The organism is Nocardioides sp., assembly GCF_031397825.1.
In the GTDB taxonomy this organism is placed as follows: domain Bacteria; phylum Actinomycetota; class Actinomycetes; order Propionibacteriales; family Nocardioidaceae; genus Nocardioides.
This window is the reverse complement of the sequence record NZ_JANNML010000205.1, coordinates 1-25,718: the sequence shown is the minus strand read 5'-3', so window position 1 is coordinate 25,718 and position 25,718 is coordinate 1. Positions and strand designations below refer to the sequence as shown.

Below are 25,718 nucleotides of genomic sequence, written 5' to 3'. Positions count from 1 at the left end.
GGGTCAGCTCCCTAGGTTCGACATAGAGCCGCAGAGGAACTCGCCCGGGGACACCTTGGACCAGGTGCCGCCGTCGAGCTGGATGATCGAGGCACAGTTGGCCGTCGTCTTGGCACCCACGTCCTGCGGGACGTGCATGCCGTTGGCGGTCCAGTCACGGACCTGGGCGAGGGCCGCGAGGAGGGTCTTGCGGGTGAGCTTGCCGCCGAGCTTGGTGGCCTCCTCGACGAAGAGACGAGCCGCCGACCAGGCGTAGACGCCGTAGATGTTGGGCTCCGCCCCCGGCGAGACCTGGTCCAGCCACGCCCGGTAGAGCTTCATCTCGGCGATGGAGAAGTCGTCGAAGAGGTTGGTCTGCGCGTAGGCGTAGACCCCGTTGCCGAGCTCGCCGGCCTGCTCGACGTAGGCGGCGTCGTAGATGGTGGCGTCCTGGAGGAACACCTTCGGCGTGAAGCCCTGCTGGGCCATGGCCTGCTGGAGCTTGACGGTGAACTGGTAGGGGCCGATGTAGTTGACGAACTCGATGCCCGCGTCCTTCATCTGCTGGACGTAGGGCGCGTAGTTGAACTCGGAGACGTCGATGCCCTGGAAGATGTCGACGTTCCACCCGTTGGCCTCCCAGGCCTTGCGGAACGCGGAGGCGTTCTCGGGGGCGGCGCCTGCGTTGACGTAGAGCATCGCCACGTGCTCGACGGCGTCGGGCTCCTGCTTCACCCAGTACTGCGGCATGGCGTTGGGCACCTGGCCCGGGCGCACGCCGTAGGCGGCGTAGCAGGTCGTGCAGTTGGTGCGGTCGGTGCTGAGCGAGTAGGCCCTCAGGTCCGGCAGACCGCAGGCCTGTGCCGTGCCGGCGCCACCGAAGTCGAAGGCCGACTGGGAGCCCACGGAGGCGAAGGACTCGTCGCACGCCCGCTGGTAGGCCTGCTGGTCGGACCCGGCGTCGGCGCGGCTGTCGAGCGCGAGCACCTCCAGCTTGTGGCCGCACAGCTCCTCGGTGGAGTTGAAGTACGCCGCGAAGGCGCGGGTGCCCAGCTGAGCGGACTCGAAGATGCCCGGCACCGGTCCGGAGATGTCGCTGGCGTTGGCGATCGTGATGGTGTCGGCGGTGACGCCGGTCTGGTCGTTGTCGAAGCCCTCGCAGCTGCCGGCCTCGGTCGTGCCCGTCGGGGCGTTCTCGCCGGTGCCGGCGCTGCCGCCCTCGGTGCCGCCGCCCGCGTCGGCACCCGTCGCCCCGGTGCCGCCCGTCGAGCCACCTGGCGTCGTCGTGCCCGGGTCCGTGCCGGGGACGACGGGGGCTCCAGGATCCGTGCCGGGCACGGTCGCCCCGGGCACTGCGCCCCCGGCACCGGGGACCGTCCCGTCGACCGCGGTCGTACCGCCGGCGGTGCTGACGTCACCCGGCTCGAGCTGGGAGCCGCAGGCAGCCAGCGCGAGCGTCAGCGTCGCCACGGCGAGCAGACGGGCGCCGGCGGTGCGGTCTCGGCTCGGACGAGCCATGATGCCTCCAGAGAGCTAGGTACCGATGAGAACGACCCAACGGGCCGCAGGTGACGCAGGTCACCCCTGGGTGAGTCCGGTGCAGCTGTACTTGGTGCCGCCGACCGGGACCCACTTGCCGTCGCGCAGCTGGATGTAGCGCCAGCAGTCACCGGTCTGCTTGGGGCCGACGTCCTGGGGGGCGTGCAGGCCCTCGGAGGTCCAGCCGGCGGTCTTCGTGATCTCGGCCAGCAGGGTCTCGCGGCTGAGCTTGCCGCCGAGCTTGGTCGCGAGCTCCACGAAGAGCCGCGCTGCCGACCACGAGAAGACACCGAAGAAGTCGGGGTTGGCGCCGGGCTTCACCTGGTTGAGATAGCTGATGTAGTTGGTCATCTCAGGACTCGAGGCGGCCTCCTCGAACGGGACGAAGTTGGTGAAGATCACCGTGCCCTCCACCGCGTCACCGCCCGACGAGACGAAGTCCGGGTTGTAGTCGGTGGGGTCACGCAGGTAGAGCTTCGGCTCGTAACCCTGCTGCTGCATCGCCTGGCGCAGCCGCACCGACTGTTGGTAGGCACCGGTCCAGAAGACGACCTCGATGCCCTTGTCCTTCAGCTGCTGGACGTAGGGGGCGTAGTTGAACTCCGAGATGTCGATGCCCTGGATGTAGTCGAACCCGAGGCCGCGCTTGCCCCAGGCCGAGGCCTGCTTGGTGGCGTTCTGCGCGGCGGCCCCGGCATTGATGTAGAGGAAGCCCGCGTTGTCGGCGGAGTCGGGGTAGTTCTTGATCACGAAGTCCGCGACGCTGTTCTGCACCTCGCCGGTCTGGGTCGACTGGGCACCGAAGCAGGTGGAGCAGGCGTTGCGCTCTCCTGTCACGGCCGCCGAGCGGATGTCGGGGAGCCCACACGCCTGGGCGGTCGGGGCGCCGCCGGAGTCGAAGGCCGACATCGAGCCGATCATGGCGAAGACCTCGTCGCACGCGGCCGTGTAGGCCTGCTGGTCGGCCGAGGCGTCGGTGCGGCTGTCGTAGGTCTTCAACGCGAGCTTGCGCCCGCAGATGCCGTCGGGGACCGAGGCATTGAAGTAGGCGACGAACGCCTTGGTGGCGTCCGAGCTGGACTCGAAGAGGCCCGGCACCGGGCCGGAGATGTCGGAGGCGTTGCCGATGGTGATGGTGTCGTCGGTGACGCCAGTCGTGTTCTTGAAGCCCTCGCAGGCGCCCTTCTCGGACGCGGCGACGGGCGGCTCCGTGGAGCCACCTCCGGGCGCCGCCGTGCCGGAGCCTCCGGTGCTGCCGGTCCCGCCGGTCGTGCCGCCGGTGGTCCCGCCGGTGGTCCCGCCCGTGGTCCCCCCGGTCGTGCCGCCCGTGGTCCCTCCCGTGGTGCCCCCGGTCGTGGCGCCCGGGACGGTGCCGTCGACCAGCGTGCCGTCGGCGGCCACGACCTGGCCATTGGCGCCGGCGACCTCGTTGGGGTCGAGGTTGGAGCCGCACCCGGCGAGGAGCAACGACAGGCCGAGCACCCCCGAGACGAGGGCGGTAGGCGTTCGACGGACTGCAGGCACGCTGGAACAACTCCCCATGGTCGAAACTAGAACAGGTACTAGTTCAGTAACGACACCGTGCCGCAAAGGTGACGCGTGCCACAGCGCTGGTCCAGTCAGTGGAACGTGTTCTAGTTCTACCGACTGGTCACTCGGCACGACCTCCGCGCACGCAGGAAAAGGGATCAGGCCAGCAGGTCGCGCCCGATCACCATGCGCTGGATCTGGTTGGTGCCCTCGAAGATCTGCGTCACCTTCGCGTCGCGGAAGAGCCGCTCGACCGGGTAGTCGCGGGTGTAGCCGTTGCCGCCGAAGACCTGGATGGCGTCGGTCGTCACGCGCATGGCGACGTCGGAGGCCGTCAGCTTGGCGATGCTCGCCTGGCGGGAGAAGGGGCGGCCCGCGTCCTTGAGCCGTGCCGCGTGGAGGTAGGTCGCCCGAGCCCGCTCGACGTCGGCGCCCATGTCGGCCAGGAGGAACTGCATCCCCTGGAACTCCCCGATCGCCCGACCGAACTGTGTGCGCTCACGCGCGTAGGCGACCGCGTGGGCAAGGGCCGCCTGCGCGATGCCGGTGGCGACCGCAGCGATCCCGAGGCGGCCGGCGTCGAGGGCGGACAACGCGACCTTCATGCCGGCCCCCTCGGCCCCGATGCGCTGCTCCACCGGGATCCGCGCTGCGTCGAAGAGGACCTGGGTGGTGACGTCACAGTGCAGCCCGAGCTTCTTCTCGGGCGCGCCGAAGGTCATGCCCGGCGTGTCCGCGAGGACGATGAAGGCCGAGAGCCCGCGCTTGGGGTCCTCGCCGGTGCGCGCGAAGAGGATGTAGTAGTCGGCGCACGAGCCGTTGCTGATCCACTGCTTCGTGCCGGTCACGACGTAGTGGTCGCCCTCGCGGACGGCCTTGGTGCTGATCGCGCTCACGTCGGAACCGGCCTGAGGCTCGGAGAGGCAGTAGGCCCCCAGCCAGTCTCCGGCCAGCATCCGCGGCAGCCAGGTGGACCGCTGCTCGTCGTCGGCGTTCATCGCCACCACCGAGGCCGTGAGCGAGTGGACGCTCGCGCCGACACCGACACTGGGCCAGGCGGTCGCGATCTCCTCGATCACCTGGAGGTAGACCTCGTAGGGCTGTTCGCCGCCCCCGTGCTCCTCGGCGAAGGGCAGGCTCAACAGGCCCGACGTGCCGAGCAGCCGGTAGGCGTCGGCGGGAAACGTCGCCGCTTCCTCCATGGCATCGACCTGGGGGGCGAGCTCGCGCTGGGCGATGTCGCGGGTGAGCTCGAGCAACGCCTCGGCGTCCTCGTCGGGCAGGAGGCGGTCCACGATGGTCGGCACGGCGCCAGTCTAGGTGCTGGCGTGTCACGCCCCGAGGCCGTCGGGGCGCCGCGGTGTCACACGGAAGCCGGCACGCCCGGGACCGGGACCAGCAACATGGCCGTCGCCATGGCGATCAGGTCCTCGACGAACCGTGCCGTGTCGAGCTGGGGCCGCGAGCCGGGCGAGCCGGCGCTGTCGAGACCTCGGACGCGCCGTGCGATGGAGCCCAGGACGAAGGAGGTCAGCTGGAGGATCCGGTGGTCCCGCACCTCCTCGTCCAGCCCGTCGACCGCCTTGAGTGCACGCTCCATGAGGACGGCGTAGACCTGGTAGCCGCCGGAGCGGACGAGCGCGGCCTCGACCTCCGGGGTGTAGGTCGCCGGGTCCTGCTCGGACAGCTCGGCCACGATCTTGAGGTAGTTGCGCCCGCTCACGCTGCTCTCGGCCACCTCGACGCAGGTCCGGACGATGACCTCGATCACCGAGGCCACGTCGTCGTCGGACCCCTCCATCGCTCGGGCGAGCAGCTCACCCTGACGGACCGCCATGAACGCGGCGTGCTCGTCGAGGATCGCCGCGAGCAGACCCTCGCGGGACCGGAAGTGGTAGTGCACCGCACCCCGGTTGCGCTGGCCCGCCTGGCGCGTGATCTCCACCAGCGATGCGGCCTGGATGCCATGGTCGGCGAACCCCTGCGCCGCGGCCTGGATCAGGCGCTGCCTGGTGGTGAGCATTCAACTACTTTAGTCACCGCATGGTTGCCATTTGGCTCCGGGTTGACCGGAGGGAATCACCCCTCCGGGTGAGGTGTCAGGCGCGCGCCCGAGCGATGGAGTAGAGCGCCACGGACGCCGCGACCCCCGCGTTGAGCGACTCCAGGTTGTTGGCCATCGGGATCGACACCAGCTGGTCGCAGGTCTCGGTCACGAGGCGGGACAGCCCGTCGCCCTCCGAGCCGATGACGACCACGAGCGGGCCGTCGGCCAGGTCCAGCTCGGGCAGGGAGACCTCGCCCTCGGCCGCGAGCCCGATGACCATGCAGCCGGCGTCCTGGTAGGCCTTGAGCTGGCGCACCAGGTTGACCGTCTGCGCCACCGGGATCCGGGCTGCCGCACCGGCACTGCTCTTCCAGGCCGCGGCGGTCATGCCGGCGGCTCGACGCTCGGGGATGACCACACCGTGGGCGCCGAACCCGGCCGCACTGCGGATCACGGCCCCGAGGTTGCGCGGGTCGGTCACCGAGTCGAGCGCCACGATGAGCGGCGGCTCGTGGTTGTCCCGCGCCAGGTCGAGCAGGTCGTCGGGGTGCGCGTACTCGTAGGTCGGGATCCGCGCCGCGAGCCCCTGGTGGACCGCGGTCGACGTCATCCGGTCGAGCTCACCCTTGGAGACCTCGAGGATGTTGAGGCCCTTGTCGGCCACGATCTTGAAGACCTCGCGCAGCCGACCGTCGCGCTCGGCTCCCTCGGCGACGTAGACGGCCGTCACCGGCACGTCCTCGCGCAGCGCCTCGAGGACGGAGTTGCGCCCCGCGATCCACTCGGCGTCGGTGCTCTTGCGGCGTCGCTGGCTCTGCTGCGAGGCGGAGCGCTGCGACTTCTTCTCGGCCTTGTAGGCGGCGTGGTAGGGCCGCTCGTTGGCCTTGGGCGTCGGACCCTTGCCCTCCAGGCCGCGCTTGACCCGACCACCCGAGCCTGCGGTCGGCTTCTTGGTCGTCTTGCGGATGGCGCCCTTGCGGCTCGAGTTTCCCGGCATTGCTCAGCTTCCTGCTTCCAGCGACCACTGGGGTCCGTCGGAGGTGTCAGTGACCAGGATCCCGGCCGCCTTGATCTGGTCGCGGATGGCGTCCGCGCGCGCGAAGTCCTTGTCGGCGCGGGCCTGAGCCCGCTGCTCGAGCAGCCCGGCGACGAGGGCGTCGACCGCCGCGGTGAGCCTGGCGTCGTCTCCCCCGCGACCACCCCAGGCCGGGTCGTCCGGGTGCAGGCCGAGCACCTCGAGCATGGCCAGCACCTGCGCCGCCTGGGCCGAGGCGTCGTCGCCCGAGGCCAGGAGCCGGTTGCCCTCACGCACCGCGTCGTAGAGCACGGCGACGGCTGCCGGGGTGCCCAGGTCGTCGTTCATCGCGTCGACGAAGGTCGTCGGCAGCGCGCCGGCCACCGCGTCGGGAGACCGGTCGAGGAAGTGCTCGATGCGGCGCAGACCGGCCGCCGCCTCGTCGAGCGCCTCGAAGCTGAACTCGACGTGCGAGCGGTAGTGGGCCATGAGGAGGTAGAAGCGCAGCTCGATCCCGCGGTAACGCCCCAGCACGGCGGGGATGGTCAGCGAGTTGCCCAGCGACTTGCTCATCTTCTCGCCGGCGGTGGTGATCCACGCGTTGTGCATCCAGTACGACGCGAAGGCTCGCCCGGCTGCCCGGGACTGGGCCTGCTCGTTCTCGTGGTGCGGGAAGCGCAGGTCGACGCCGCCGCCGTGGATGTCGAACGCCGGGCCGAGGTACTTGCCGGCCATCGCGGAGCACTCGATGTGCCACCCGGGACGCCCCGGACCCCACGGCGAGGGCCAGGCAGCCGTCTCCGGCTCCGACTCCTTCTTCCAGCCCTTCCAGAGCGCGAAGTCGCGAGCGTCCCGCTTGCCACGGGGGTCAGCGTCGGAAGCGGCCTCCATGTCGTCGATGCCCTGGCGTGTCAGCTCGCCGTAGGCGGACCACGAGCGCACGTCGAAGTAGACGTCGCCCGAGCCGTCCTCGGCCGGGTAGGCGTGCCCCCGGGTGATCAGCTCGGTGATCAGCTCGACCATCTCGGGCACGTGGCCCGTGGCGCCCGGCTCGTAGGTCGGGGGCGCGACGTTGAGCGCTGCATAGGCGCGGTCGAGCTCGCGGTGCATCTCGTAGGCGAGGTTGTACCAGGGCCGGCCCTGCTCGGCGGCCTTGGTCAGGATCTTGTCGTCGATGTCGGTGACGTTGCGGATGAAGGTCACCTCGAAGCCGAGGTGACGCAGCCAGCGCTGCAGGACGTCGAAGTTGACGCCGGAGCGGACGTGACCGACGTGCGGCTCGGACTGCACGGTGAGCCCACACAGGTAGAGACCCGCCTTCCCCTCCTCGAGGGGTGCGAAGTCACGGACCCCGCGGGTCGCCGTGTCATAGAGCCTGAACGTCACACCCTCCAGTCTAGGAGTGACCGGCCCTGGCGACCGCATCGAGCAAGGCTGTGACGCATGGGACGGAAGTGACTTATCGTGGAGTGGTGCGCCCTCCCCCCGCCGCCCTGCCCCGCCTCCTGCTCGCCCCGCTCCTGGCCACCGGCCTCGCCGCGTCGCTCGTGACCCCGATCGGCCCCGCCACGGCCGAGCCCGCCGAGCCCGCCGAGCCCGCCGAGCGGGCACAGCGCGACCCGGAGCCACGACGGATCGCCCACACCCAGTGGGAGTCGGGCACCGACTTCCGCACCGGGACGATGGCCGGCACCCTCTTCATCAAGGGCGGCCTCGGGGTCGTCAAGGCGCCGGGCGCCCGGCGCACCTATGCCGGCACGGCCTACGAGCTGGGACGGTGGACCTCGCCCTGGGTCGCCCCCCGCTTCGGGCTCACCGAGCTCATCGCCTCCTGGGAGGCCACGACGCCCGGCGACAGCTGGATCGAGGTCGAGGTGCGCGGCAAGGACGCCACCGGCACGTTGTCGTCGTACGACGTGCTGGGGCGCTGGACGTCGGGTGACGGGTTCACCCCCCGCCAGACCGTGTCGGGCCAGACCGACGACCTCGGCGCGGTCAGCGTCGACACGTGGCGCAGCACCGTCGCCGCGGGCCTGACGTCGTGGCAGCTGCGGGTCTCGCTGATGCGGCGACCCGGCGCCCGCGCAGCCTCCCCCACGCTCGACGCCGTCGGCGCGATGGCCTCCCGGGTCCCGGACGGCAGCGTCGCGACCTCAGAGCCGGGCGTCGCCCGCGGCATCGTGCTGGACGTGCCGCGCTACTCGCAGATGATCCACCAGGGCCACTACCCCCAGTGGGGCAACGGCGGCGAGGCCTGGTGCTCGCCGACGTCGACGTCGATGGTGCTGGGCTACTACGACGCACTGCCGGACCCCACGGACTACTCCTACGTCCCGCAGGGGCACGTCAACCCGTGGGTCGACCACGCCGCCCGCATGACCCACGACGCGGCCTACGAGGGCACCGGCAACTGGCCCTTCAACACCGCCTACGCCGCGCCGCTGGCCGGCAGCGCCTTCGTCACGCGACTCCGCTCGCTGCGCGAGGCCGAGCAGCTGGTCAAGGCCGGGATCCCCGTCATCGCCTCGATCGCCTTCGACCGGGGCCAGCTCACCGGGGCGCCGATCTCGGCGTCCAACGGACACCTGTTGGTCATCGTCGGCTTCACCGAGGCGGGCGACGTCGTGGTCAACGACCCGGCGGCCGCCAGCCGCGCCGGGGTGCGGCGTACCTATGACCGCGGGCAGTTCGAGAACGTGTGGCTCCCGCGCTCGGGCGGCACCGTCTTCGTGATCACCGACGGCGCGCACCCGCTGCCCACCCCGGAGAAGTACACCAACTGGTAGTCGGCGGTCACCGTGTCGATGCGGCCGTGGGGGACTGCTCCCCTTCGGTGGGCGGATCAGACGCCGTAGCCGCCGTCGACGTCGAGCTTCTGGCCGCTGATGAAGCCCGCGCGGTCGGAGGCCAGGAAGCAGACGGCCTCGGCGATGTCGGTCGCGTCGCCGAAGCGCCGCAACGGGATGTTGCGCCGGGTGACGGCGAGTGCGGCGTCGTCGAGCTCACCGGAGCTGATCAGCCGCTCGGCCATGCCGTCGGTGAGCATGCCGGGACCGACGCAGTTGACGCGCACCCCGAAGCGTCCTTCCTCGGCAGCCAGGCCGCGGGCGATGGCCTCCACCGCGGCCTTGGGCGCGGAGGACAGCCCGTCGCGCACCGGGAAACGGGACGTCGCGGCCGTCGTCACCGCGACGATCGAGCCGGAGGTCGCGCGCAGGTGGGCCAGCGCCGGCTGCGCGACGGAGAAGAAGCCGGCCGCGTCCGCCGCGAGCTGGGCGGTCATGGCTCCCGGCTCGACGGCGGAGAGGTGCCGCATCGGGACGTGCGGCCCCGCCGCGTAGACCAGCGTGTGCAGGCCCCCGAGGTCCGCCACGGCCTGCTCGACGACGGCCGCACCGGCGGTGTCGTCCCCCAGGTCCAGGGCGTACGACGGGTGGTCGCCGCCCGGGCGCCTCGTGCGGTAGGTGACGGCCACCGCCGACCCCCGCTCGGCCAGCATCGCGGCGATCGCCGCACCGAGGCCGCCGCTGCCCCCGACGACGAGCGCGCCGCCGGAGCGCCCGGCGAAGTCGGTCACGACCTCGCTCACGCCGACGCGGTGAAGTCGGTGGTGTGCCAACCGGTGGCGCCGTCGGGAAGCACGTCGGCGAGCGCCCCGGTCTGCACGAGACCGGTCTTGTCGGTGGCCCGCACGCGGACGGTGTGGTCACCGGGCTCGACGTCGACGACCGCGCGCCACTGCACCCAGGTGTCGTCGGTGCCGGGGCTGGAGATCTCGCCCGGGAGCCACTCGCCGCCGTCGACGGCGACCTCGATGCCGGCGATGCCGGTGTGCTGAGCCCAGGCGGTCCCGCCGAAGGTCACCTCACCGGCGTCGACCCGGTCGCCCGATCCCGGCACCTCGACGCGCGAGGACATCTTGATCGGGCCCAGCTCTCCCCAGCCCTTGGTGGTCCAGTAGGCGTCGAACTCGGAGAACTTCGTGACCTCCATGTCGACGACCCACTTGGTCGCCGAGACGTAGCCGTAGAGACCCGGCACGATCGTGCGGACCGGGAAGCCGTGCTCGATCGGCAGCGGCTTCCCGTTCATCGCCACGGCCAGCATCGCGTCGCGGTCGTCGGTGAGCGCCTCGATCGGGGTGCCGCAGGTCCAGCCGTCCTCGGAGGTCTGGAGCACCGCGTCGGCCTCGGGGTCGACGCCGGCCTCGGCGAGGATGCTGGCGAGCCGGACGCCGCTCCACCAGGCGTTGCCGATCAGGGGTCCGCCCACCGGGTTGGACACGCAGCAGATGGTGATCCAGGACTCGTCGATCTGGCGGGCCATCAGCTCGTCGTAGGTCAGCACGATCTCGCGCTCCACCATGCCGTGGATGCGGATCGACCAGTCCTGGGGGTCGATGGCCGGCTTCACGAAGGCGGTGTCGATCAGGTAGAAGTCGTCGGCGGGGGTCATCCACGGGGAGATCCCGTCGACGTCGACGAGGGCGGCGCGGGGCACGTCCGGCTCGGTGATGCCGTTGAGGCGCAGCAGCCGACGGGTCTCCTCGACGCGACGCCGACCGGCCCCCAGGAAGCGACCGCCGAGGCTCAGCACGCCGACCGCGCCGGCGACGATGCCGGCACGTAGCACGAAGCCGCGCCGGGTCTGTCCGCTGCCCTCGAGGGTGCTGGGCGCCGGCTCGTCGGAGGCCTCGGCGTAGCGGTCGGCCGAGCGCAGCGGCTCGGTCAGCATCGACAGCACGACCATCCAGGTGACGTAGCCGAGCGCGACCGGGAAGACGTCGGTCGTCGTGGAGGCGGCCGGCGCCAGCACCGCGATCCCGGCGACGACGGCGAGCACCAGGTAGACCAGGGCCGGCACCCACCACGAGCGGCGTGCGAGGACCCCGACGTAGGCGAAGAGGGCCGAGACGACGACCAGGATGACCGCGACCAGGACCGGCTTGTCGTTGGTGCCCAGGGTCTGGATGCCCTGCTCGACGGCCGCGCCGGGCGCGAGCCGGACGATCCCCTCGGCGATCGCCACCACCGGTGACTCGCGGATCGAGAGGGCTGCCGCCAGGAAGTAGCTGGTCGCCAGACCGGCCAGGCCGGCGAGGAGCCCGGCCAGGGCCCAGGCGGAACGCGTCGTCTTCACGCCCTCCAGTGTGGCTCAGGCATGATCAGCACGTGAACCAACAGTCCTTACGGATTGGTGTCGGCACCGACGTCCACCGTCTCGTCGCCGGCACCCCCCTCCACCTCGCCGGGCTGCACTGGCCCGACGAGCCGGCCGGCCTCGAGGGGCACTCCGACGCCGACGTCGCCGCGCACGCGGCATGCGACGCGCTCTTCTCCGCCGCCGGCCTCGGCGACCTCGGCTCGCACTTCGGCACCGCCGAGCCGCAGTGGTCCGGAGCCTCGGGCGCGACCCTGCTGGGCGAGACCGCCCGCCGGCTGCGCGCGGCCGGCTTCGAGATCGTCAACGTGGCCGTGCAGGTCATCGGCAACCGACCCAAGGTCGGCCCGCGCCGCGCGGAGGCCGAGGCGGCCCTGACCGCCGCCGTCGGCGCTCCCGTCTCCGTCTCGGCCACCACGACCGACGGCCTCGGCCTCACCGGCCGGGGCGAGGGGGTCGCCGCCATCGCGACCGCCCTCGTCCTGGCCCCGGAGCAGACGGCCTAGGCCACCTGGTGGCGCCGACGCGCTGCCCCCATCGGACTCATGACCCCCCGAACGCGTTGAGCGTCTCGTTGAGCAGCAGGTTGAAGTCGTCGGACGAGGCGTTGTAGGCCTCGATGCTCGCCTGCTCGACCAGGATCAGCATGACGGCGCCGTCCGAGCGGGTCGCGCCGAAGATCGTGCCGGTGACCGGGAACGGGCTCTGCGCGTCGACATAGGTGCCGTCGTACTCCACCGAGGCCAGCGACACGATCGACCCGAACGGACCCAGGGGCGCCTCGCCCGAGAGCTCGTAGGTGTAGGAGGCACTCGGCAGCATGGACTCGAGGTTCTGGGTGATGAGGGAGCTCGCCTCCAGCGCGGGGTCGCCCGTGCCTGTCAGGACGAAGGAGAACGCGCCGTCGGTGCCGTTCATGATGACGGCCGCCTCGCCCGCCTCGGCCTGCCAGCCGGGAGGCACGTAGACCTGCAGCCCGTTGCCTGACAGCGTGACGAACGACCCGTCGCCTGCGGGCGGGGCCGTCGGGTCGACCGGCGGCTCGGGGTCGGGGGTGGGGGTCGGGGCAGCGGGCTCGGTCGGCTCCGCCGGAGCGGTCGGCTCGACCGGCTCACTGGGGACGGGCGGGGCGGACCCGACCGGTTGGGGGTCGAGGATCCCGGAGTTCTGGCTGGGGCTCGACGACGGCGCCTTCTCGTCGTCACCGCCACCGAAGACCAGCGCCCCGATGCCGCCGATCGCACCCACGGCCACCACTCCCGCGACGATGAGGCCGATGGTCTTGCCCTTGCCGGAGCTGAAGTTCGACCCTGCCGGCGGCCTCGGGATCGCAGCACCCGGAGGCAGCCCCGGGAACTGCGGCGGATAGCCCGGCTGGGGTGGGTAGCCCTGCTGCGGGGGGGTGTAGCCGGGTTGGGTCGGATACCCCTGCTGGGGCGGATAACCCTGCTGGGGCAGGCCCTGCTGGGGGTACGCCTGCGGCGGTGACGGCTGCTGGCCGGGCTGCTGCTGGGGCACCATCTGCGTCGCAGGCGCCGGCTGTCCCGGGTTGACCGGGGGCTGGGTCGGGTCGCTCATGCCGCGCCTCCCGTCGGACCGGAGCCGGCATCAGGAGCCGGTGCGCCGTAGGGCGGACTGCCGTCCGCGGGCGGGGACTGCGTGGTCATGACCGAGCGGGCCTGCCGTGAGGTCGAGCGGACCGACGTGCCACAGACGATGCAGAAGTGGGACCCGGCGAGCAGCATGTTCTCGCACTCGGGGCAGAAGGACTCGACGAGCGTCTCCCGCTTCGAGGGGTCGGACTTCGCAGCGGCCTCGACGGCCGCCTCGAGCAGCGCAGCCTGCATCATCACGCGGATCCGGATGACGAGGACCACCAGGACCACGAAGCCCCAGAGGAGTCCGATCAGCTGCCCGTAGGGCAGGTTGGCCGCGAGACGGACCCCCACCCAGTAGAGGACGTTCATCACCATCGCGAACGCGAGGTTCTTGACGTAGAACGGCGTGAAGCCGTCGTAGCCCTCCCCCTTTCCGGAGAAGGCCGCGACGGCGATGCCGCTGGCCGTGCCGTAGATGAGGGACTTCACCACCATCAGGTTGATGATCACGACGACCCACGTCGCCAGGCCCTGCTCGGTGCGGAAGTCGCCGCTCGTGAAGACCGAGCGGAACAGCACGATGGTCTCGAAGGCGGCGTACGCCGTCCCGGCGGCGACACCGAAGGTGAGCCCGTCGATCATGTCGTCGAACTGCGGCATCCGCGCCAGGAGGACTCCCGGCAGGTTCTTCACCAGCTCCGCCACCACCGGGAGCAGGACCGCGAAGATGAGCAGCGGCACGAGGGGGAACGACTCCATCCCTGCGCGACCCGAGGACCCGAGCTGACGGAACTCGTCGGCGAAGACCCAGTCGAAGAAGATCAGCGAGACCAGGGCCGCCAGGGCACCGGTCACGAGGAACAGACCGGCGACCACCGGAGCCGGGGCGTCCTCCCAGAGGTTCACGTCGTAGATGTAGACCAGGTAGGTGATCGGCACCAGGAACGCAGCGGCGGCGATCGCGATCGGCAGCAGGCCCAGCGCTGTGGCGCCGATGACGAGCACGGCGCTGATGATCATCGCCCACCGGTAGTTGTCGGCCGTCTCCCGATTGCTGTGCGGCATGATCGTCGAGATCACCGCGAACTGGTTGACGCCCTCGGACGACTGCACCGCATAGGTCCGGGTGCTCCCGGACGAGGCGTGCTGCGAGGTGCCGCAGCGGTGGCAGAAGGCCGCCACCTCCGGGTTCTCGGACTGACAGGTGGGACACGACATGACGACCTACCTCCTGTGGGAGACGGCAGCGGGGTGCTCGGGGCATACGTCTCGCAGGCATAGTGCAGCGGTTCGCTCCCGCCGTGGGGAAACCGGCGCCCAATCGACGACGTGGTCTAGCCCGCTCGCCGAGTCCCACAGATTGTGAGCCCGGCCGCTCCCGCGGCCCTTACATTGCACGCACCCGTGCCCCGGAAGGACGCCCATGTCGACCACCGATCGTGGCTACCACGGCCCAGCGTCGCGCTACCTCCTGCCCGTGGTGCTCGTCCTCGCAGCGATCGGTCTCTCGGCCTGCCAGGACGCGACGGTCGATGGGGGCGATCCGGCACCCTCGAGCCTGACCGCGTCAGACACCTGGACCCAGGGCAACCCCGACGACGCCCAGGGACGACTGGCCGACCTCCAGTCCGCCATGGACGAGCTGCGCATCGAGACCGGCTCGGGGTGGACCGGTCGCCAGGACGAGGTCACCGGTTACCTCACCGACCTGGCGGGTGGCCGCTACGCCCCCGCGGACGGTGCCGACCTCACCGCGGTGGTCTCGGGGTTCTTCGACTCCCACGGCCAGGCGCTCTTCGGGATCGGCTCTCGCCAGCTGAGCCTCGGTGACGAGGAGACGCTGCCGGGGACGGACCTGTCGTCGGTGCGAGCCCAGCAGGCGATCGACGGCGTGGACGTGCTCGACGCCCAGCTGGTGCTGTCGTTCACCACCGACACCAGCGGGACCCGCCTCAACGCGGTGCGAGGGCGCGTGTTCCCTGGTCTGGGCGTCTCCACCGAACCGCGGGTCACCCGGGCACGCGCCGAGCGCGTCGTGCGCCGCGAGTCCGGCGGCAGCATCAGCGGGGACACGGTGCTGGTGGTCCTGCCGGACGGAGGCGGCACCCTCGCGTGGAAGGCGACCGCGATCGGCATCGCGTCAGGCGCCGACGGCAGCGCACTGGCCGACGCGATCTACCTGGTCGACGCGGCGACCGGCGCCGTCGTGTCGGTCCGCCCGGCCTCGGGGCACTCCGAGATGGCCTACCGTGCCACGAGCCGGTCCGGGGTGACGATGACGCCGGTGCGCATGAGCGCCGCGCCCGCGGAGGGCGACGCCGTCGAGATTCGCGGGACCAACACCCTGACCGGTCCCCTCACGGCCATCGGCCTCCAGACCCCCAACGGCGTCCAGCTGGTCGACACCACCGTGCCGACCTACGACCCGGCCACCGGCCAGGGGGGCATCGAGACCTACGACGCGACCGGGATCGGGGAGGGCGACCTTCCTGGCGAGCCGGTCCTCGCCGACGGCAACGAGGTCGCCGACGAGGACGCCATCGCCGCTCACGCCTATGCGCGCTACGTCTACGACTTCTACGGCGAGATCGGCCGGCGCTCCTGGGACAACGCCGGGTCGACGCTGCGGAGCTCGGTCAACTTCGGCCCCGAGGACTACTGCAACGCCTTCTTCTCCTCGGCCATCGGCCAGATGACCTACGGCAACACCTGCACCATCGACGGCCAGGCGCAGGCGAGCGCCGGGTTCTCCATCGACACCGCCGGGCACGAGATCACGCACGGCGTCACCTCCAGCTCCTCCAACCTGATCTACTCGGGGCAGTCCGGGGCGATGAACGAGAGCTTCTCCGACTACCTCGGCAACGTGATCGGCAACCGCTTCACCGGCGACGACAGTGACGCCTACTCCGAGCACCGCTGCGCCGGCATCACCCCGGACACCGAGATCTGCCACCAGAACCCCGACGGCTCGGTGTCGGCCAGGTTCATGCTCAACGGCGCCACCTTCGCCGACTACCTGCGCTTGCTCCAGCCCGACATCGGGGCCTACGTCAACGGCCTGGACCAGCAGGACAACGGGGGTGTGCACCTCAACTCCGCCGTCTGGAACAACGCGCTGTGGTCGATCCGCAAGCGCCTCAGCCAGATCGACGGCGTGCCCGGCAACGAGTCCCGCCTCGCGGGAGCCTTCGACCGCATCGTCTACTACACCCTGACCACCCAGCTCAGTCCCACGTCCGGCTTCCTCGACGCCCGGGCGGCGATCGAGCAGGTCACCGCGGACTCCGGCGCCGACCCCGAGGTCCTGCGGGTGGTGCGGGAGGTCTTCGACCTCAACCTGCTCTGCGAGGGCTGCGTCGACCTCGGACCGGTCCCGGGGCAGGCGGTGGCCACGACCTCCAGCGGCGAGTTCTCCCCCATCGTCGCTGGCGACCGCATCGCCTGGATCGAGCCCGGAGGGGCCGACCCGTTCTTCCTGGCCGGCACACCCGTCGCCGCGAACGTCGGGGACGAGCCCTCGCCGCTCGGTGCGCCGTCCGACGCCTACGACATCGCCTTCGCGGGCGACGGCGTGCTGGTGACCAGGGACAAGACCCTCACCTTCTACGCGCCCGACGGCACCAGCACCGACCTCGCCCCGACGACCGACGCGGTCCTCGGGGCAGGGCTCGCCGGCTCACCCCTGGGCGCCGCCTTCGCGAGTGAGACCGACGTGGGCTTCGTCGACCCGACGGGGACCCTGCTGAGCACCGCCCTGCCCGGACGGTCACCCGTGACCGCCATGGCCACCGATGCCGGCCAGATCGTCTTCGGCAACATCGACGGAGAGGTCTACTCGTGGACGCCCGGGTCGGACCCTGCCCTGATCGGCACCGTGGCCGGCCAGGTCACCTCGCTCGCGACCAACGGCGGCCGGGTCCTGGTCACGGACGTCACCTACGCGGCCACGCTCATCACCTCGTCCGGGGCCACGGCGGTCTCCTCGAAGGCCGTGCCTTTCGGTTCGGCGATGAACGACGACTACGCCGTGTGGGCGGAAGGAGTGGACGCGCTGCCGGGCAAGGTCGCGGAGGGGATCTCGCTGCCGGACACCGACCTCTACCTGTACTCCTTCGAGACCGGCACGATCTACAACCTGATGCCACAGAGCGGCCAGCAGGGCTTCCCGGCGCTCTCCGGGGACCGACTCGTCTGGCAGGACGCTGTCTACGGGGGCAACGACATCCTGACCGCCACCATCCCGTCCGGCCTCTGAGTCCATGGGCGCGCGACTGCGCCGAGTCGCTTCGTGGGTGCCCGCGCTGGTCGTCGCACCCCTGGCGATGGCAGGTGCCCTCGTCGTCTCCCAGCCCGAGGAGCCCTTCCCCGAGCTGACCCGGTTGCACCCGCTCGAGCCGGGGACGACGTGGGTCTACGCGGTCTCCGCCGACGGGCAGCCGTCGGGCACCCGCACCCGCAGCGTGCGCGGCGACGCCGGCCTGATCGACGAGGACGGGCTGGTCGACGCGGTACAGCTCACCAGCGTCTACACCGACTACCCCGGCACCGGTCCGTCCTCCAACCTGATCTACCTCGGCGTGCGGGACGGGGCGATCGAGCAGCTGTCGCTGCGGCAGGACCTCGTCGACACCCCGCTCGACCCGCCGGCGCCGGCCTACCGGCTGCCCCTCGAGGAGGGCGCATCGTTCTCCTACGACGGCATGCTCGGCGACACCGCGATCACCTACGACGTCACGCTCGAGCGGATCGAGGACATCGAGGTCGGCGGTCGCACGTTCACGGACTGCGCCTACTCCGTCAACGAGCTCGACCTGGTCTTCTCCGACGGCAGCAGCGGCGACCACGAGACCACCGAGGAGTGGACCTGCCCGGGCTACGGCCCGGTGCGGGTGATCTCCACGATCGAGGCCCAGGACCGGGTGGTGACCGAGGAGCTCGTGGAGTTCCACGGGGTCGACCGCGACTGGCGCTCCGCGGAGGCCGACCGCGTCGCCCAGCCGCCCGTCGTACCCCTCGGCGCGACGGCGGCCCTGACCCCGGCGCGGACCAACGCCGTGCCCGACGGTGCGCTGTCCTCGCAGCTGGCGTGGAGCGACACGCGTGACCAGCGCTTCCTCTTCGGGCCGGCCTCCGACGGCGAGGTGATGGTGATGGGCGACCAGGTCGGCGACCTCGCGGCGACGGAGGTCGCCACCGGCGCGGTGCGCTGGCGCCTGACCGTGCCCGGACCGATCGTCGCACCACTCGTGGTCGTGGGTGACGTGGTGCTCGTCGCCGACGCCGACAAGAACCTGCTCGCCCTCTCGACCGCGACCGGCGACGCCCGCTGGGTCCACCGCTTCGACGACGTGGTCTCCGCCGCACCCACCGCCCTCGGCGAGAGCGTGCTGGTGGCAACCGACGACGGCCGGGTGAGCGCGCTCTCGCTGGCCGACGGCGCGGTCGCCTGGAGCGACCTGCGGTCCGCGCCCACCCGACGTCCTCCCGCTGCCACGGCCGACCGGTGGGTGGTCGCCGACGAGTCGGGCGCGGTGACGGCCTATGCCGAGTCCGGCGAGGACCTGTGGGACGCCTCCCTGGAGGAGGGCCTGGCGGTCGGGCCCGCGATCGGCGACGCCGACGACGAGCAACGGGTGCTGCTGGCCGACCTGGGCGGGGTCCTCTACGCCTACGCCGTCGACGACGGGGCGCTCGCGTGGGAGACGACCCCGCGCGGCTTCCCCGGCGAGGCGCTCGCGGTCGCGGACGGGCTCGTGGTGGCGGTGGAGGACACCGAGCGCATCGAGGCCTTCGACCTCGAGGACGGCTCGACCCGGTGGAGCGACACGGGCTCGCGGCTCTACGGCGCCCCGGTGGTCGTGGGCGACGAGGTCGTCACGGTCTCCTCCGCCGGGCAGGTCGTGGTCCGGTCGCTCGCGACCGGGGACGTGGCCGAGCGCTGGTCGCTGCCGCGGGTCACCCCGGACGCCACGCTGGACGCCGACATCGACCCGACGGTGGTCGGTGACACGCTCGTGCTCGGCGCTGCCGTCACCGCTGCGGAGACCACCGCAGCGCTCTACGCCTACCCGTTCGACGACGTCGCCGCCACACCCGGCGTCTACCTCACCACCGACGACGTGCGCTCCGTGGGCGCCACCCCGTCGGGGCCGCCCGCGTTCGACGGCGACCTGGCCTTCGTCGGCGGGCTCGACTCGGTGCTCTACTCCGTCCCCGCCTCGGGGACGGCCACCGGGCTGCACACCACGTCGGCCTACGAGCCGGCACCGGCCGCCGGCCAGGGCATCGTCGTGGGGCAGCTCGACGACCGCTACGTCGCCTACGCGACCGACGACCTCGCGGGCGGGCCGCTCTGGACCGCGCCCGCGACCGACGCCTCGCCCGGTGTCAGCCCCGCGATCGGCGAGGACGCGGTGTTCCTCCCCCGCTACAACGAGGGCCTGGCCGCAGTCGAGCTCGACGGCACACCCCGCTGGGACATCACGATCCCCAACGCCTTCGCCCCCACCACCCCGCTCCCCCTGCCCGGCGGTGACGTCCTCTACGGCGCCGGCGGCCTCCGTCGCCTGGCTGGCGCCACGGGTGAGGCGCGGTGGACCGACGTCGACGCGCAGCTCCCCGGCCTCCCGGCGTACGACGACGGGCTGGTGGTCGCCGACGTCCTCCGCTTCGGCGGGACCAGCGGCCTCGTGGCCTACGACGCCGAGACCGGTCGGCAGCGATGGACCGTCGAGGGCGACACCCCGCTCTTCGGCGGCGGGCCGGCGATCGACGACGGGGTCGTGGTCGACGTCGACGCCGGCGGACGGGTCCTCGCGGTCGACGCCACCGACGGCAGCGAGCTGTGGGGCCTCCAGCTGCAGACGGCGCCCGGCGGACGGCCCGTGATCATCGACGGCCGGGTCTTCCTGCTCGAGCTCGGCCGTACCGAGGACCTCTTCAGCCGCGACTTCCGGCTGAGCATCCACGACCTCCGCACCGGAGCGTTCCTGGGCGCCTACGAGCCGGCCACCACGCCGTTCGTCAACCTGCCCGTCCTCGCCGCCACGCCCGACGGGCGGGTCGTCGTGCCCAACGGCACCGACTTCGGCGCCCTGCTGCTGATGGAGCCGCGGTCATGAGCCGCCCCCGCCAGGCCGTCGGCCGCGCCACCAAGGTCGCGCGGCCGCTGTGGGAGACCACGCTGCGCGACCCCGTGCGCGACGGCCACCTGCGACTCGACGGGCTGACCGGGCTCCAGCGCCAGCTCGCCAAGGTCGGGCTCGTCGCGACCGCCCTGCTGCTGGTCTCGGTGCTCTTCAGCGACGTGTGGCGCCGCGGCGAGCTGCTGAGCCTCTACTTCGAGCTGACGCCGACCTTCGTGCCCCGTGGCCTGATGCCGGTCACGCTCGTGACGATGACGATCGCGTGGTCGCTGCTGCTGTGGGGAGCCCTGTCGGCCGGGCCGCTGGTCAAGGTCTTCGTCGGCGCCATGTTCGGGCTGACCGGCGCGCTGTTCGTCGCGCCGAGCTCGATCAACACCAGCGACTCCTGGGTCCTCGAGCACGGGCCCACGGTGGTGAAGGTCGGCTACTACACCGTCCTGGGCTGCGTCGTCGTCTCCGCGCTCCTCCACCCCCTGAACCGCGTGCGCCGCTGGGGCACCCTCGTCCTCCAGGTCGTCTCGCTGCTGGCGGTCGTCGCGTTCTTCCTCGGCGACCTCGCGGTCCACGTGGCCTACGTCGACCAGGGCTTCGACTCCACCACCCAGTCGCTGGTCGGCGGCGCGATCAACGAGATCGACTCCTTCCTGGTACCGCTCGTCTACGCCGCCGCGGTGGCGGTCGTGAAGTTCGGTCTCGACGTGTCGACCAGCATCACCAGCGGGCTCGACGAGCTCTCGCTGCGCGCGCTGCGCTGGGTCGTCCTGGCGCTGGTGCTGGTCAAGCTGTGGTTCGTGCTCGTCTCGCGCTGGGACTACTGGCTGACCTACGCGTCCGGGCGCGGCCCCTCGGTCGTGCGCACGCTGGTGTCGCTGGTGCTGCTGGCGCTGGTCGTCTGGCTCGTCACACGCTTCACCGTCACCCCGGACTTCGGGACCGCACGGGAGCGACTCATCTACGGCTCCAGCGTCGGCTTCGCGCTGACCTTCCTCGTCGTCGTCACCGCCTCGTGCGCCGGCATCTTCGCGGTCACGGTCGTCCGGACCGACCGTGTGCCCGGCTTCGTCGGCTGGTTCACCGGGGACTGGCTCGTCGAGTGGGGCACCGTCGCCGTCGCGGTCGTCGCCCTCGCGGTGGGGACCTGGCTGCTGCGACGGGCCCGTCGTACGACGTTGGGAGCGGAGCTCGGCTCCGGCCTGGTCGTGGTCGCGGCCTGGGCGCTTCCCTCGCTGCTCGTCGCGCAGGCGGGGCTGACCGCCGGCTTCCAGGACCAGCTCTTCGACGTGGCGATCACCCTGCTGGTGCTGGGCGCCCTGCTGGTCTGGTGGCGCCGCTGGGAGGGACCCGGGCTGGTGTCGCTGGCGGCGATCACGATCTTCGCCTGGCTGGTGATGAGCCGCGGCGACTACATCGCCTTCCTCGGCTCGGTCCTGGGGCTGCCCGCGATCGTGGTGACCGTCTTCGGCATCGCCTACGTCGTGGCGAGCGACGCCGGCTTCACCGCGACCAGCAGCCGCCGACTGCCACAGGGCTCACGCGTGCTGCTCTTCGTGGGCTACCTGCTCTTCTCCGTCACGATCCTGCACTGGGACGCCGCGAGCCACGGACAGACGCCCGACGCGCAGCTCAACGCCGCGTTCTACTACCTCGGCATCCCGATCGCGGCGTGGCTGCTGGGGCGCCAGCTGGTGCCGCGCGCCGACGACCTCGTCGAGGACGAGGACGAGGTCGAGCCCGAGGGCAGCCCTCAGGCCGCGTCCACCTTGCGGTGACCCACGAGCACGACGCCCTCGACCACCTTGACGTCGTAGGCCGGCACCGAGACGTGGGCGTCGTCGAGGCACTTGCCGCTGCGCAGGTCGAAGGCGTGCTTGTGGGCGGGCGATGCGACGAACGGGACGTCGCCGCGGGTGCCGACGATCCCGCGGGCGATCATCGAGGCCTTCGCGAAGGGGTCGTGGTTGCCCAGGGCGTAGACGTGGTCGTCGGTCGTGCGGAAGATCGCGATGGCCTGGCCGTGGACCAGCGCGGTCACCCCACGCTCGACCTCGAGCTCGGCCACCCGGCAGACCGGTTGCCACTCCTCTGCGTAAGGGGAGCGAGGCGCCATCGCGACCTCCTTTCGTGATCTGGAACATAGGGGCCCCGTGTGTGGGCCCTGTTTCGTCGTGTAACAGCCGTGAAACGAAAACCTGACAACACCCGCACGCGCCCTCACCTGCGAGGATCGGGCGCATGACGGTGACGCGGTCCTTGCTGCTCTTCGCCCTCGCGGCGTTCGCCGAGATCGGTGGCGCCTGGCTGGTCTGGCAGGGCGTCCGGGAGCACCGCGGCTGGGTCTGGATCGGCGCCGGCGTCATCGCGCTCGGCCTCTACGGCTTCGTCGCGACGCTCCAGCCGGACGCCGAGTTCGGCCGCATCCTCGCCGCCTACGGCGGGGTGTTCGTGGCCGGCTCGCTCGCCTGGGGCATGGTCGTCGACGGCTTCCGGCCCGACCGCTTCGACGTCATCGGCGCGCTCGTCTGCCTGGTCGGGGTCGCGGTGATCATGTATGCCCCGCGCCCGTCCTGACCACGGCTCCTAGGCTGACCCCGTGCCTGCCGCCGTCGTGATCCTCGCCGCCGGGTCGGGCACCCGTGTCGGCGCTGCTGTCAACAAGGTCCTGCTCCCCCTCCTCGACCGTCCGGTGCTCGCCTGGTCGGTGCGCGACGCCCTCGCCGCTCCCGACGTACGGCGGGTGCTGCTGGTCGTGCGCGACGGCGAGCAGGAGGCCGTGGCGACGGCCCTCGAGCCGTTCCTCGGCGACGGCGAGGTCGGACTGGTGGTCGGCGGGGCCGCGCGCCACGACTCGGAGTGGGCGGCGCTCCAGGCGCTCGCCCCCGAGATCGCCTCCGGCGCTGTCGACGTGGTCGCGATCCACGACGGGGCCCGGCCGCTGGCCGGCCAGGCCCTGCTCACGGCCGTCCTCGAGGCCGCCCGCGAGCACGGTGGGGCCATCCCCGTGGTCCCGCTGGCCGGCGTGGTCAGTCGGTCAGGCTCCCCGCTGCCGAGCGGGCAGCCCTGCGGGGTGCAGACTCCCCAGGCGTTCGCAGCGCCGGCGCTGCTGGCCGCCTACGAGCAGGCGGAGGCGGCGGGCTTCGGCGGCACCGACACCGCGAGCTGCCTCGAGCGATTCGGTTCGGTCAGCATCCAGGCGGTCCGCGGCTCCGCGCGCAACCTCAAGATCACCTTCCCCGAGGACGTCGCGGTCGCCGAGGCGCTCACGCAGGACGTCACTCAGGCTGGGTGAGGGCAGCCAGGACGGCGAGGTCGTCCAGCGACCCGACGCGACGCGCTTGCGGCGGCGCCTCGACGTACTCGACGGGGAAGCGGGTCGCCAGGGCCGCCACGAGCGCGGTGAAGTCCAGGCTCGGCAGCTCCTCGAGCGCCGCGACCACCCCTGCGGGCAGCACCACCGGGGAGCAGATCGTGAGCAGCCCGTCGCGGTCGACGGTCTCGCCGACCACACCGTCGACGACGCCCTTGACGGTGTCGGTGACCGGGCGGACCCCCACGACGACCGCCGAGGTCGCCGCAGCCCGTTCGAGGCAGGCGGTGATGAACCAGCCGGGCGTCATCGGGCACAGGCTGTCGTGCAGGACGAAGGGCTCGCCCGCGTCGACCAGGCCGGCCCACTCCGTGCCGAGGTCCACCGGCGTCACGCCGGACTCCCCCAGCGCCCAGGCCGCGCAGGTCACGAGGGCCTCGCCGTGGAGCAGTGCGAACGGCAGCGAGCCTCGCCCCTGCTCGATCACGGCGCCGAGGGCCGGCGTGGGTTCGTCGTCGTACATCGTCATGGTGGCGCCACTCTAGGCCGGGCACGACGAAGGCCCCCGGCACGGTGCCGGGGGCCTTCGGTCGACGCGGGTGGAACAGGTGCTGGGTGGATCAGGAGGCGAGGACCTCGTCGAGGATGGCCTCGGCCTTGTCCTCGTTGGTGTGCTCGGCCAGCGCCAGCTCGGAGACGAGGATCTGGCGAGCCTTGGCCAGCATCCGCTTCTCACCGGCGGACAGGCCGCGGTCACGCTCACGGCGCCACAGGTCGCGGACGACCTCGGACACCTTCATGACGTCACCGCTGTGCAGCTTCTCGAGGTTGGCCTTGTAGCGGCGCGACCAGTTGGTCGGCTCCTCGACGTGCGCGGCACGGAGGACGTCGAACACCCGGTCGAGGCCCGCCTTGTCAACCACGTCGCGAACGCCGACCAGGTCCAGGTTGCACGAGGGAACCCGCACGACGAGGTCCTGCTGAGCGACGATCCGGAGAACGAGGTACTCCCGGTCCTCCCCCTTGATCTGCCGCGTCTCGATGTCCTCGATGATGGCGGCCCCATGGTTCGGGTAGACGACCGTTTCGCCGACTGTGAAAGTCATATTGCGCTGTTCCCCTTTGCTTCGGTGACCCAATCTTAGCACGCTCTCAGGTGGCTCGAAGTCGCGTTTCCGCAGGTCAGAGCCGTATTCGGCACTTGACAGAACGCGGGACAATGTGGTGCGGACCACGTTCCGGGGATGCCCAAGGGGGCATCGATGCCACGTCGTTTCCGACGAATCCGCAGGTGAACGGCCCTGTCGGGGCGTCGCGGGCGCGGAGGACGCCGGTCGTGGTCGATACTGCGTGGCATGGTCGCGATCCGCCGACGACGTCGGAGCGAGGACGGCGAGGAGTCCGTTGAGGAGCCCCCGCCGGCTCCCGACGCGACCGAACCCGAGCCGCTCCCCGAGTCCCCCTCCGAGTCCGAGCAGGAGCCGGACGACGAGCCGGGCCAGCCGTTCTCGCTGGGCAACCTGACCCCCGTGCTGCTGCTGCGGGCGGTCCATCCCCGCCAGGCACTGGTGACCGCCCTGGCCCTGGCCGTGGCCGCCGCGCTCGCCGGGCGACCGTCCCGCGAGCTGCTCCTCGTCTTCGGCACCGTCCTGGTCGGGCAGTCCTGCCTGGGCTGGTTCAACGACCTGATCGACCGTGGCCGCGACGCCCGGCACCAGGCCGCCGGCAAGCCGGTCGCCGACGGCCGGCTCGACCCGGGCACCGTCTGGTTCGTCCTGGCGATCGGGGTGTTTGTCGTCGTACCGCTCTCGATCGGCAACGGCGTCTACGCCGGCTCGGCGTACCTGATCTCGCTCGCCGTCGCCGTCCTCGGCTCCTGGATCTGGGTCCGGAAGCGGTTCTTCTCGTGGGTGCCGTGGGCCGCGTCGTTCGGCCTGTTCCCCGCATTCCTCTCGTACGGCGGATGGGGCGGCCAGGACAACGGCTCCCCGCCCGAGATCTCGGTGACGGTCCTGGCCGCGGCCCTCGGCATCGGCGTGCACTTCCTGCGGGCGCTGTGGGGCCTCGTGCCGGACCAGGCCGACGGGTGGACGTACCTGCCGCTGCGGCTCGGCCGCCGGCTCGGCGCCTCGCGACTGCTGGTCGTGTCCGGCGTCTACACGCTCGGCACGCTGGTGGGCCTGGCGTTCGCGGCGACCTCGGTCGGTCTCGCCCAGTAGGGCTACTACTCTGTCCGCCATGCATCTGCGACGCTCGCTCGCGCTCACGGTGGGAGCCCTCGTCCTGGCCCTGTCCTCGTGCGGTTTCGACCTCGCGACCGACGTGCCGTACCTTCCTTCTCCGCGATCAGATCGTCGAAGGCTCGCTTCGCCGTACTGTGGTCGGCTTCCTGGACCTT

Annotated in this window: 21 protein-coding genes; 8 read left to right on the top strand and 13 right to left on the bottom strand. The window is 71.5% G+C overall.

Annotation, left to right across the window (positions count from 1 at the left end; all coding sequences use genetic code 11):
* Positions 1-3: 3 nt before the first annotated feature.
* The 6 genes from RMN98_RS17495 to cysS form a co-directional block, all read right to left on the bottom strand.
* Positions 4-1,497 carry an ABC transporter substrate-binding protein gene (locus RMN98_RS17495; protein ID WP_309650097.1) on the bottom strand — a complete coding sequence of 498 codons (1,494 nt, stop codon included), beginning with the start codon at positions 1,495-1,497 and terminating at the stop codon, positions 4-6.
* A 60-nt stretch (positions 1,498-1,557) separates the two neighbouring features.
* Positions 1,558-3,042 (bottom strand): ABC transporter substrate-binding protein, encoded by a 1,485-nt coding sequence (locus RMN98_RS17490; RefSeq protein WP_309650096.1) that lies wholly within the window; start codon positions 3,040-3,042, stop codon positions 1,558-1,560.
* Between the two features lie 164 nt (positions 3,043-3,206).
* Positions 3,207-4,355: an acyl-CoA dehydrogenase family protein gene (locus tag RMN98_RS17485; RefSeq protein ID WP_309650095.1), complete on the bottom strand. Its 1,149-nt coding sequence runs from the start codon at positions 4,353-4,355 to the stop codon at positions 3,207-3,209.
* A 56-nt stretch (positions 4,356-4,411) separates the two neighbouring features.
* Positions 4,412-5,071, bottom strand: coding sequence for a TetR family transcriptional regulator (locus RMN98_RS17480; protein ID WP_309650094.1), 660 nt, complete (start codon positions 5,069-5,071; stop codon positions 4,412-4,414).
* A gap of 76 nt (positions 5,072-5,147) precedes the next feature.
* The gene (gene rlmB / locus RMN98_RS17475; protein WP_309650093.1) at positions 5,148-6,092 is read right to left on the bottom strand and encodes a 23S rRNA (guanosine(2251)-2'-O)-methyltransferase RlmB; all 945 of its coding nucleotides are present in this window, start codon (positions 6,090-6,092) and stop codon (positions 5,148-5,150) included.
* Between the two features lie 3 nt (positions 6,093-6,095).
* Positions 6,096-7,535 (bottom strand): cysteine--tRNA ligase, encoded by a 1,440-nt coding sequence (gene cysS, locus RMN98_RS17470; protein WP_397210016.1) that lies wholly within the window; start codon positions 7,533-7,535, stop codon positions 6,096-6,098.
* 47 nt (positions 7,536-7,582) lie between these two features.
* On the opposite strand from cysS, the gene RMN98_RS17465 reads away from it, so the two are divergent.
* Positions 7,583-8,896, top strand: coding sequence for a C39 family peptidase (locus tag RMN98_RS17465; RefSeq protein ID WP_309650091.1), 1,314 nt, complete (start codon positions 7,583-7,585; stop codon positions 8,894-8,896).
* A gap of 56 nt (positions 8,897-8,952) precedes the next feature.
* Here the strand turns inward: RMN98_RS17465 and RMN98_RS17460 are convergent, their stop codons facing one another.
* Together RMN98_RS17460 and RMN98_RS17455 are read right to left on the bottom strand one after the other, a co-directional pair.
* Complete coding sequence (locus tag RMN98_RS17460) at positions 8,953-9,699, bottom strand: SDR family oxidoreductase (protein ID WP_309650090.1); 747 nt, start codon at positions 9,697-9,699, stop codon at positions 8,953-8,955.
* Complete coding sequence (locus tag RMN98_RS17455; RefSeq protein ID WP_309650089.1) at positions 9,696-11,249, bottom strand: molybdopterin-dependent oxidoreductase; 1,554 nt, start codon at positions 11,247-11,249, stop codon at positions 9,696-9,698. The genes RMN98_RS17460 and RMN98_RS17455 overlap by 4 nt, the downstream gene beginning before the upstream one ends.
* Positions 11,250-11,281: 32 nt before the next feature.
* Here RMN98_RS17455 and ispF point away from each other — a divergent pair, with 32 nt between their 5' ends.
* Positions 11,282-11,776 (top strand): 2-C-methyl-D-erythritol 2,4-cyclodiphosphate synthase, encoded by a 495-nt coding sequence (ispF, locus tag RMN98_RS17450; protein WP_309650088.1) that lies wholly within the window; start codon positions 11,282-11,284, stop codon positions 11,774-11,776.
* 37 nt (positions 11,777-11,813) lie between these two features.
* Here ispF and RMN98_RS17445 read toward each other — a convergent pair whose 3' ends face one another.
* On the bottom strand, positions 11,814-12,848 hold the full coding sequence (locus RMN98_RS17445; protein ID WP_309650087.1) for a hypothetical protein: 1,035 nt from the start codon (positions 12,846-12,848) through the stop codon (positions 11,814-11,816).
* The gene (locus RMN98_RS17440; protein WP_309650086.1) at positions 12,845-14,086 is read right to left on the bottom strand and encodes a PrsW family glutamic-type intramembrane protease; all 1,242 of its coding nucleotides are present in this window, start codon (positions 14,084-14,086) and stop codon (positions 12,845-12,847) included. Before RMN98_RS17440 ends, RMN98_RS17445 begins: the two co-directional genes overlap by 4 nt.
* Before the next feature lie 205 nt (positions 14,087-14,291).
* On the opposite strand from RMN98_RS17440, the gene RMN98_RS17435 reads away from it, so the two are divergent.
* The 3 genes from RMN98_RS17435 to RMN98_RS17425 are packed head-to-tail and all read left to right on the top strand — an operon-like array spanning position 14,292 to position 21,785.
* Complete coding sequence (locus RMN98_RS17435; RefSeq protein WP_309650085.1) at positions 14,292-17,126, top strand: M4 family metallopeptidase; 2,835 nt, start codon at positions 14,292-14,294, stop codon at positions 17,124-17,126.
* Between the two features lie 37 nt (positions 17,127-17,163).
* On the top strand, positions 17,164-19,992 hold the full coding sequence (locus tag RMN98_RS17430; protein WP_309650084.1) for a PQQ-binding-like beta-propeller repeat protein: 2,829 nt from the start codon (positions 17,164-17,166) through the stop codon (positions 19,990-19,992).
* Positions 19,989-21,785 (top strand): hypothetical protein, encoded by a 1,797-nt coding sequence (locus RMN98_RS17425; protein ID WP_309650083.1) that lies wholly within the window; start codon positions 19,989-19,991, stop codon positions 21,783-21,785. The genes RMN98_RS17430 and RMN98_RS17425 overlap by 4 nt, the downstream gene beginning before the upstream one ends.
* Here the strand turns inward: RMN98_RS17425 and nirD are convergent.
* Complete coding sequence (nirD, locus tag RMN98_RS17420) at positions 21,761-22,123, bottom strand: nitrite reductase small subunit NirD (RefSeq protein WP_309650082.1); 363 nt, start codon at positions 22,121-22,123, stop codon at positions 21,761-21,763. The genes RMN98_RS17425 and nirD overlap by 25 nt on opposite strands.
* Before the next feature lie 125 nt (positions 22,124-22,248).
* Between nirD and RMN98_RS17415 the strand changes: the two genes are divergently transcribed.
* Positions 22,249-22,584: a YnfA family protein gene (locus RMN98_RS17415; protein WP_309650081.1), complete on the top strand. Its 336-nt coding sequence runs from the start codon at positions 22,249-22,251 to the stop codon at positions 22,582-22,584.
* A 22-nt stretch (positions 22,585-22,606) separates the two neighbouring features.
* Positions 22,607-23,302 carry an IspD/TarI family cytidylyltransferase gene (locus RMN98_RS17410; RefSeq protein WP_309650080.1) on the top strand — a complete coding sequence of 232 codons (696 nt, stop codon included), beginning with the start codon at positions 22,607-22,609 and terminating at the stop codon, positions 23,300-23,302.
* Here the strand turns inward: RMN98_RS17410 and RMN98_RS17405 are convergent.
* Both RMN98_RS17405 and RMN98_RS17400 read right to left on the bottom strand, forming a co-directional pair.
* On the bottom strand, positions 23,286-23,849 hold the full coding sequence (locus RMN98_RS17405; RefSeq protein WP_309650079.1) for a 2-C-methyl-D-erythritol 4-phosphate cytidylyltransferase: 564 nt from the start codon (positions 23,847-23,849) through the stop codon (positions 23,286-23,288). The genes RMN98_RS17410 and RMN98_RS17405 overlap by 17 nt on opposite strands.
* Positions 23,850-23,940: 91 nt before the next feature.
* Entirely contained in the window at positions 23,941-24,426 is a 486-nt protein-coding gene (locus RMN98_RS17400) for a CarD family transcriptional regulator (protein ID WP_309650078.1), read from the bottom strand.
* A gap of 249 nt (positions 24,427-24,675) precedes the next feature.
* Between RMN98_RS17400 and RMN98_RS17395 the strand changes: the two genes are divergently transcribed.
* Positions 24,676-25,539, top strand: a complete 864-nt coding sequence (locus RMN98_RS17395; RefSeq protein ID WP_309650077.1) for a UbiA family prenyltransferase — start codon at positions 24,676-24,678, stop codon at positions 25,537-25,539.
* Positions 25,540-25,718 lie beyond the last annotated feature (179 nt).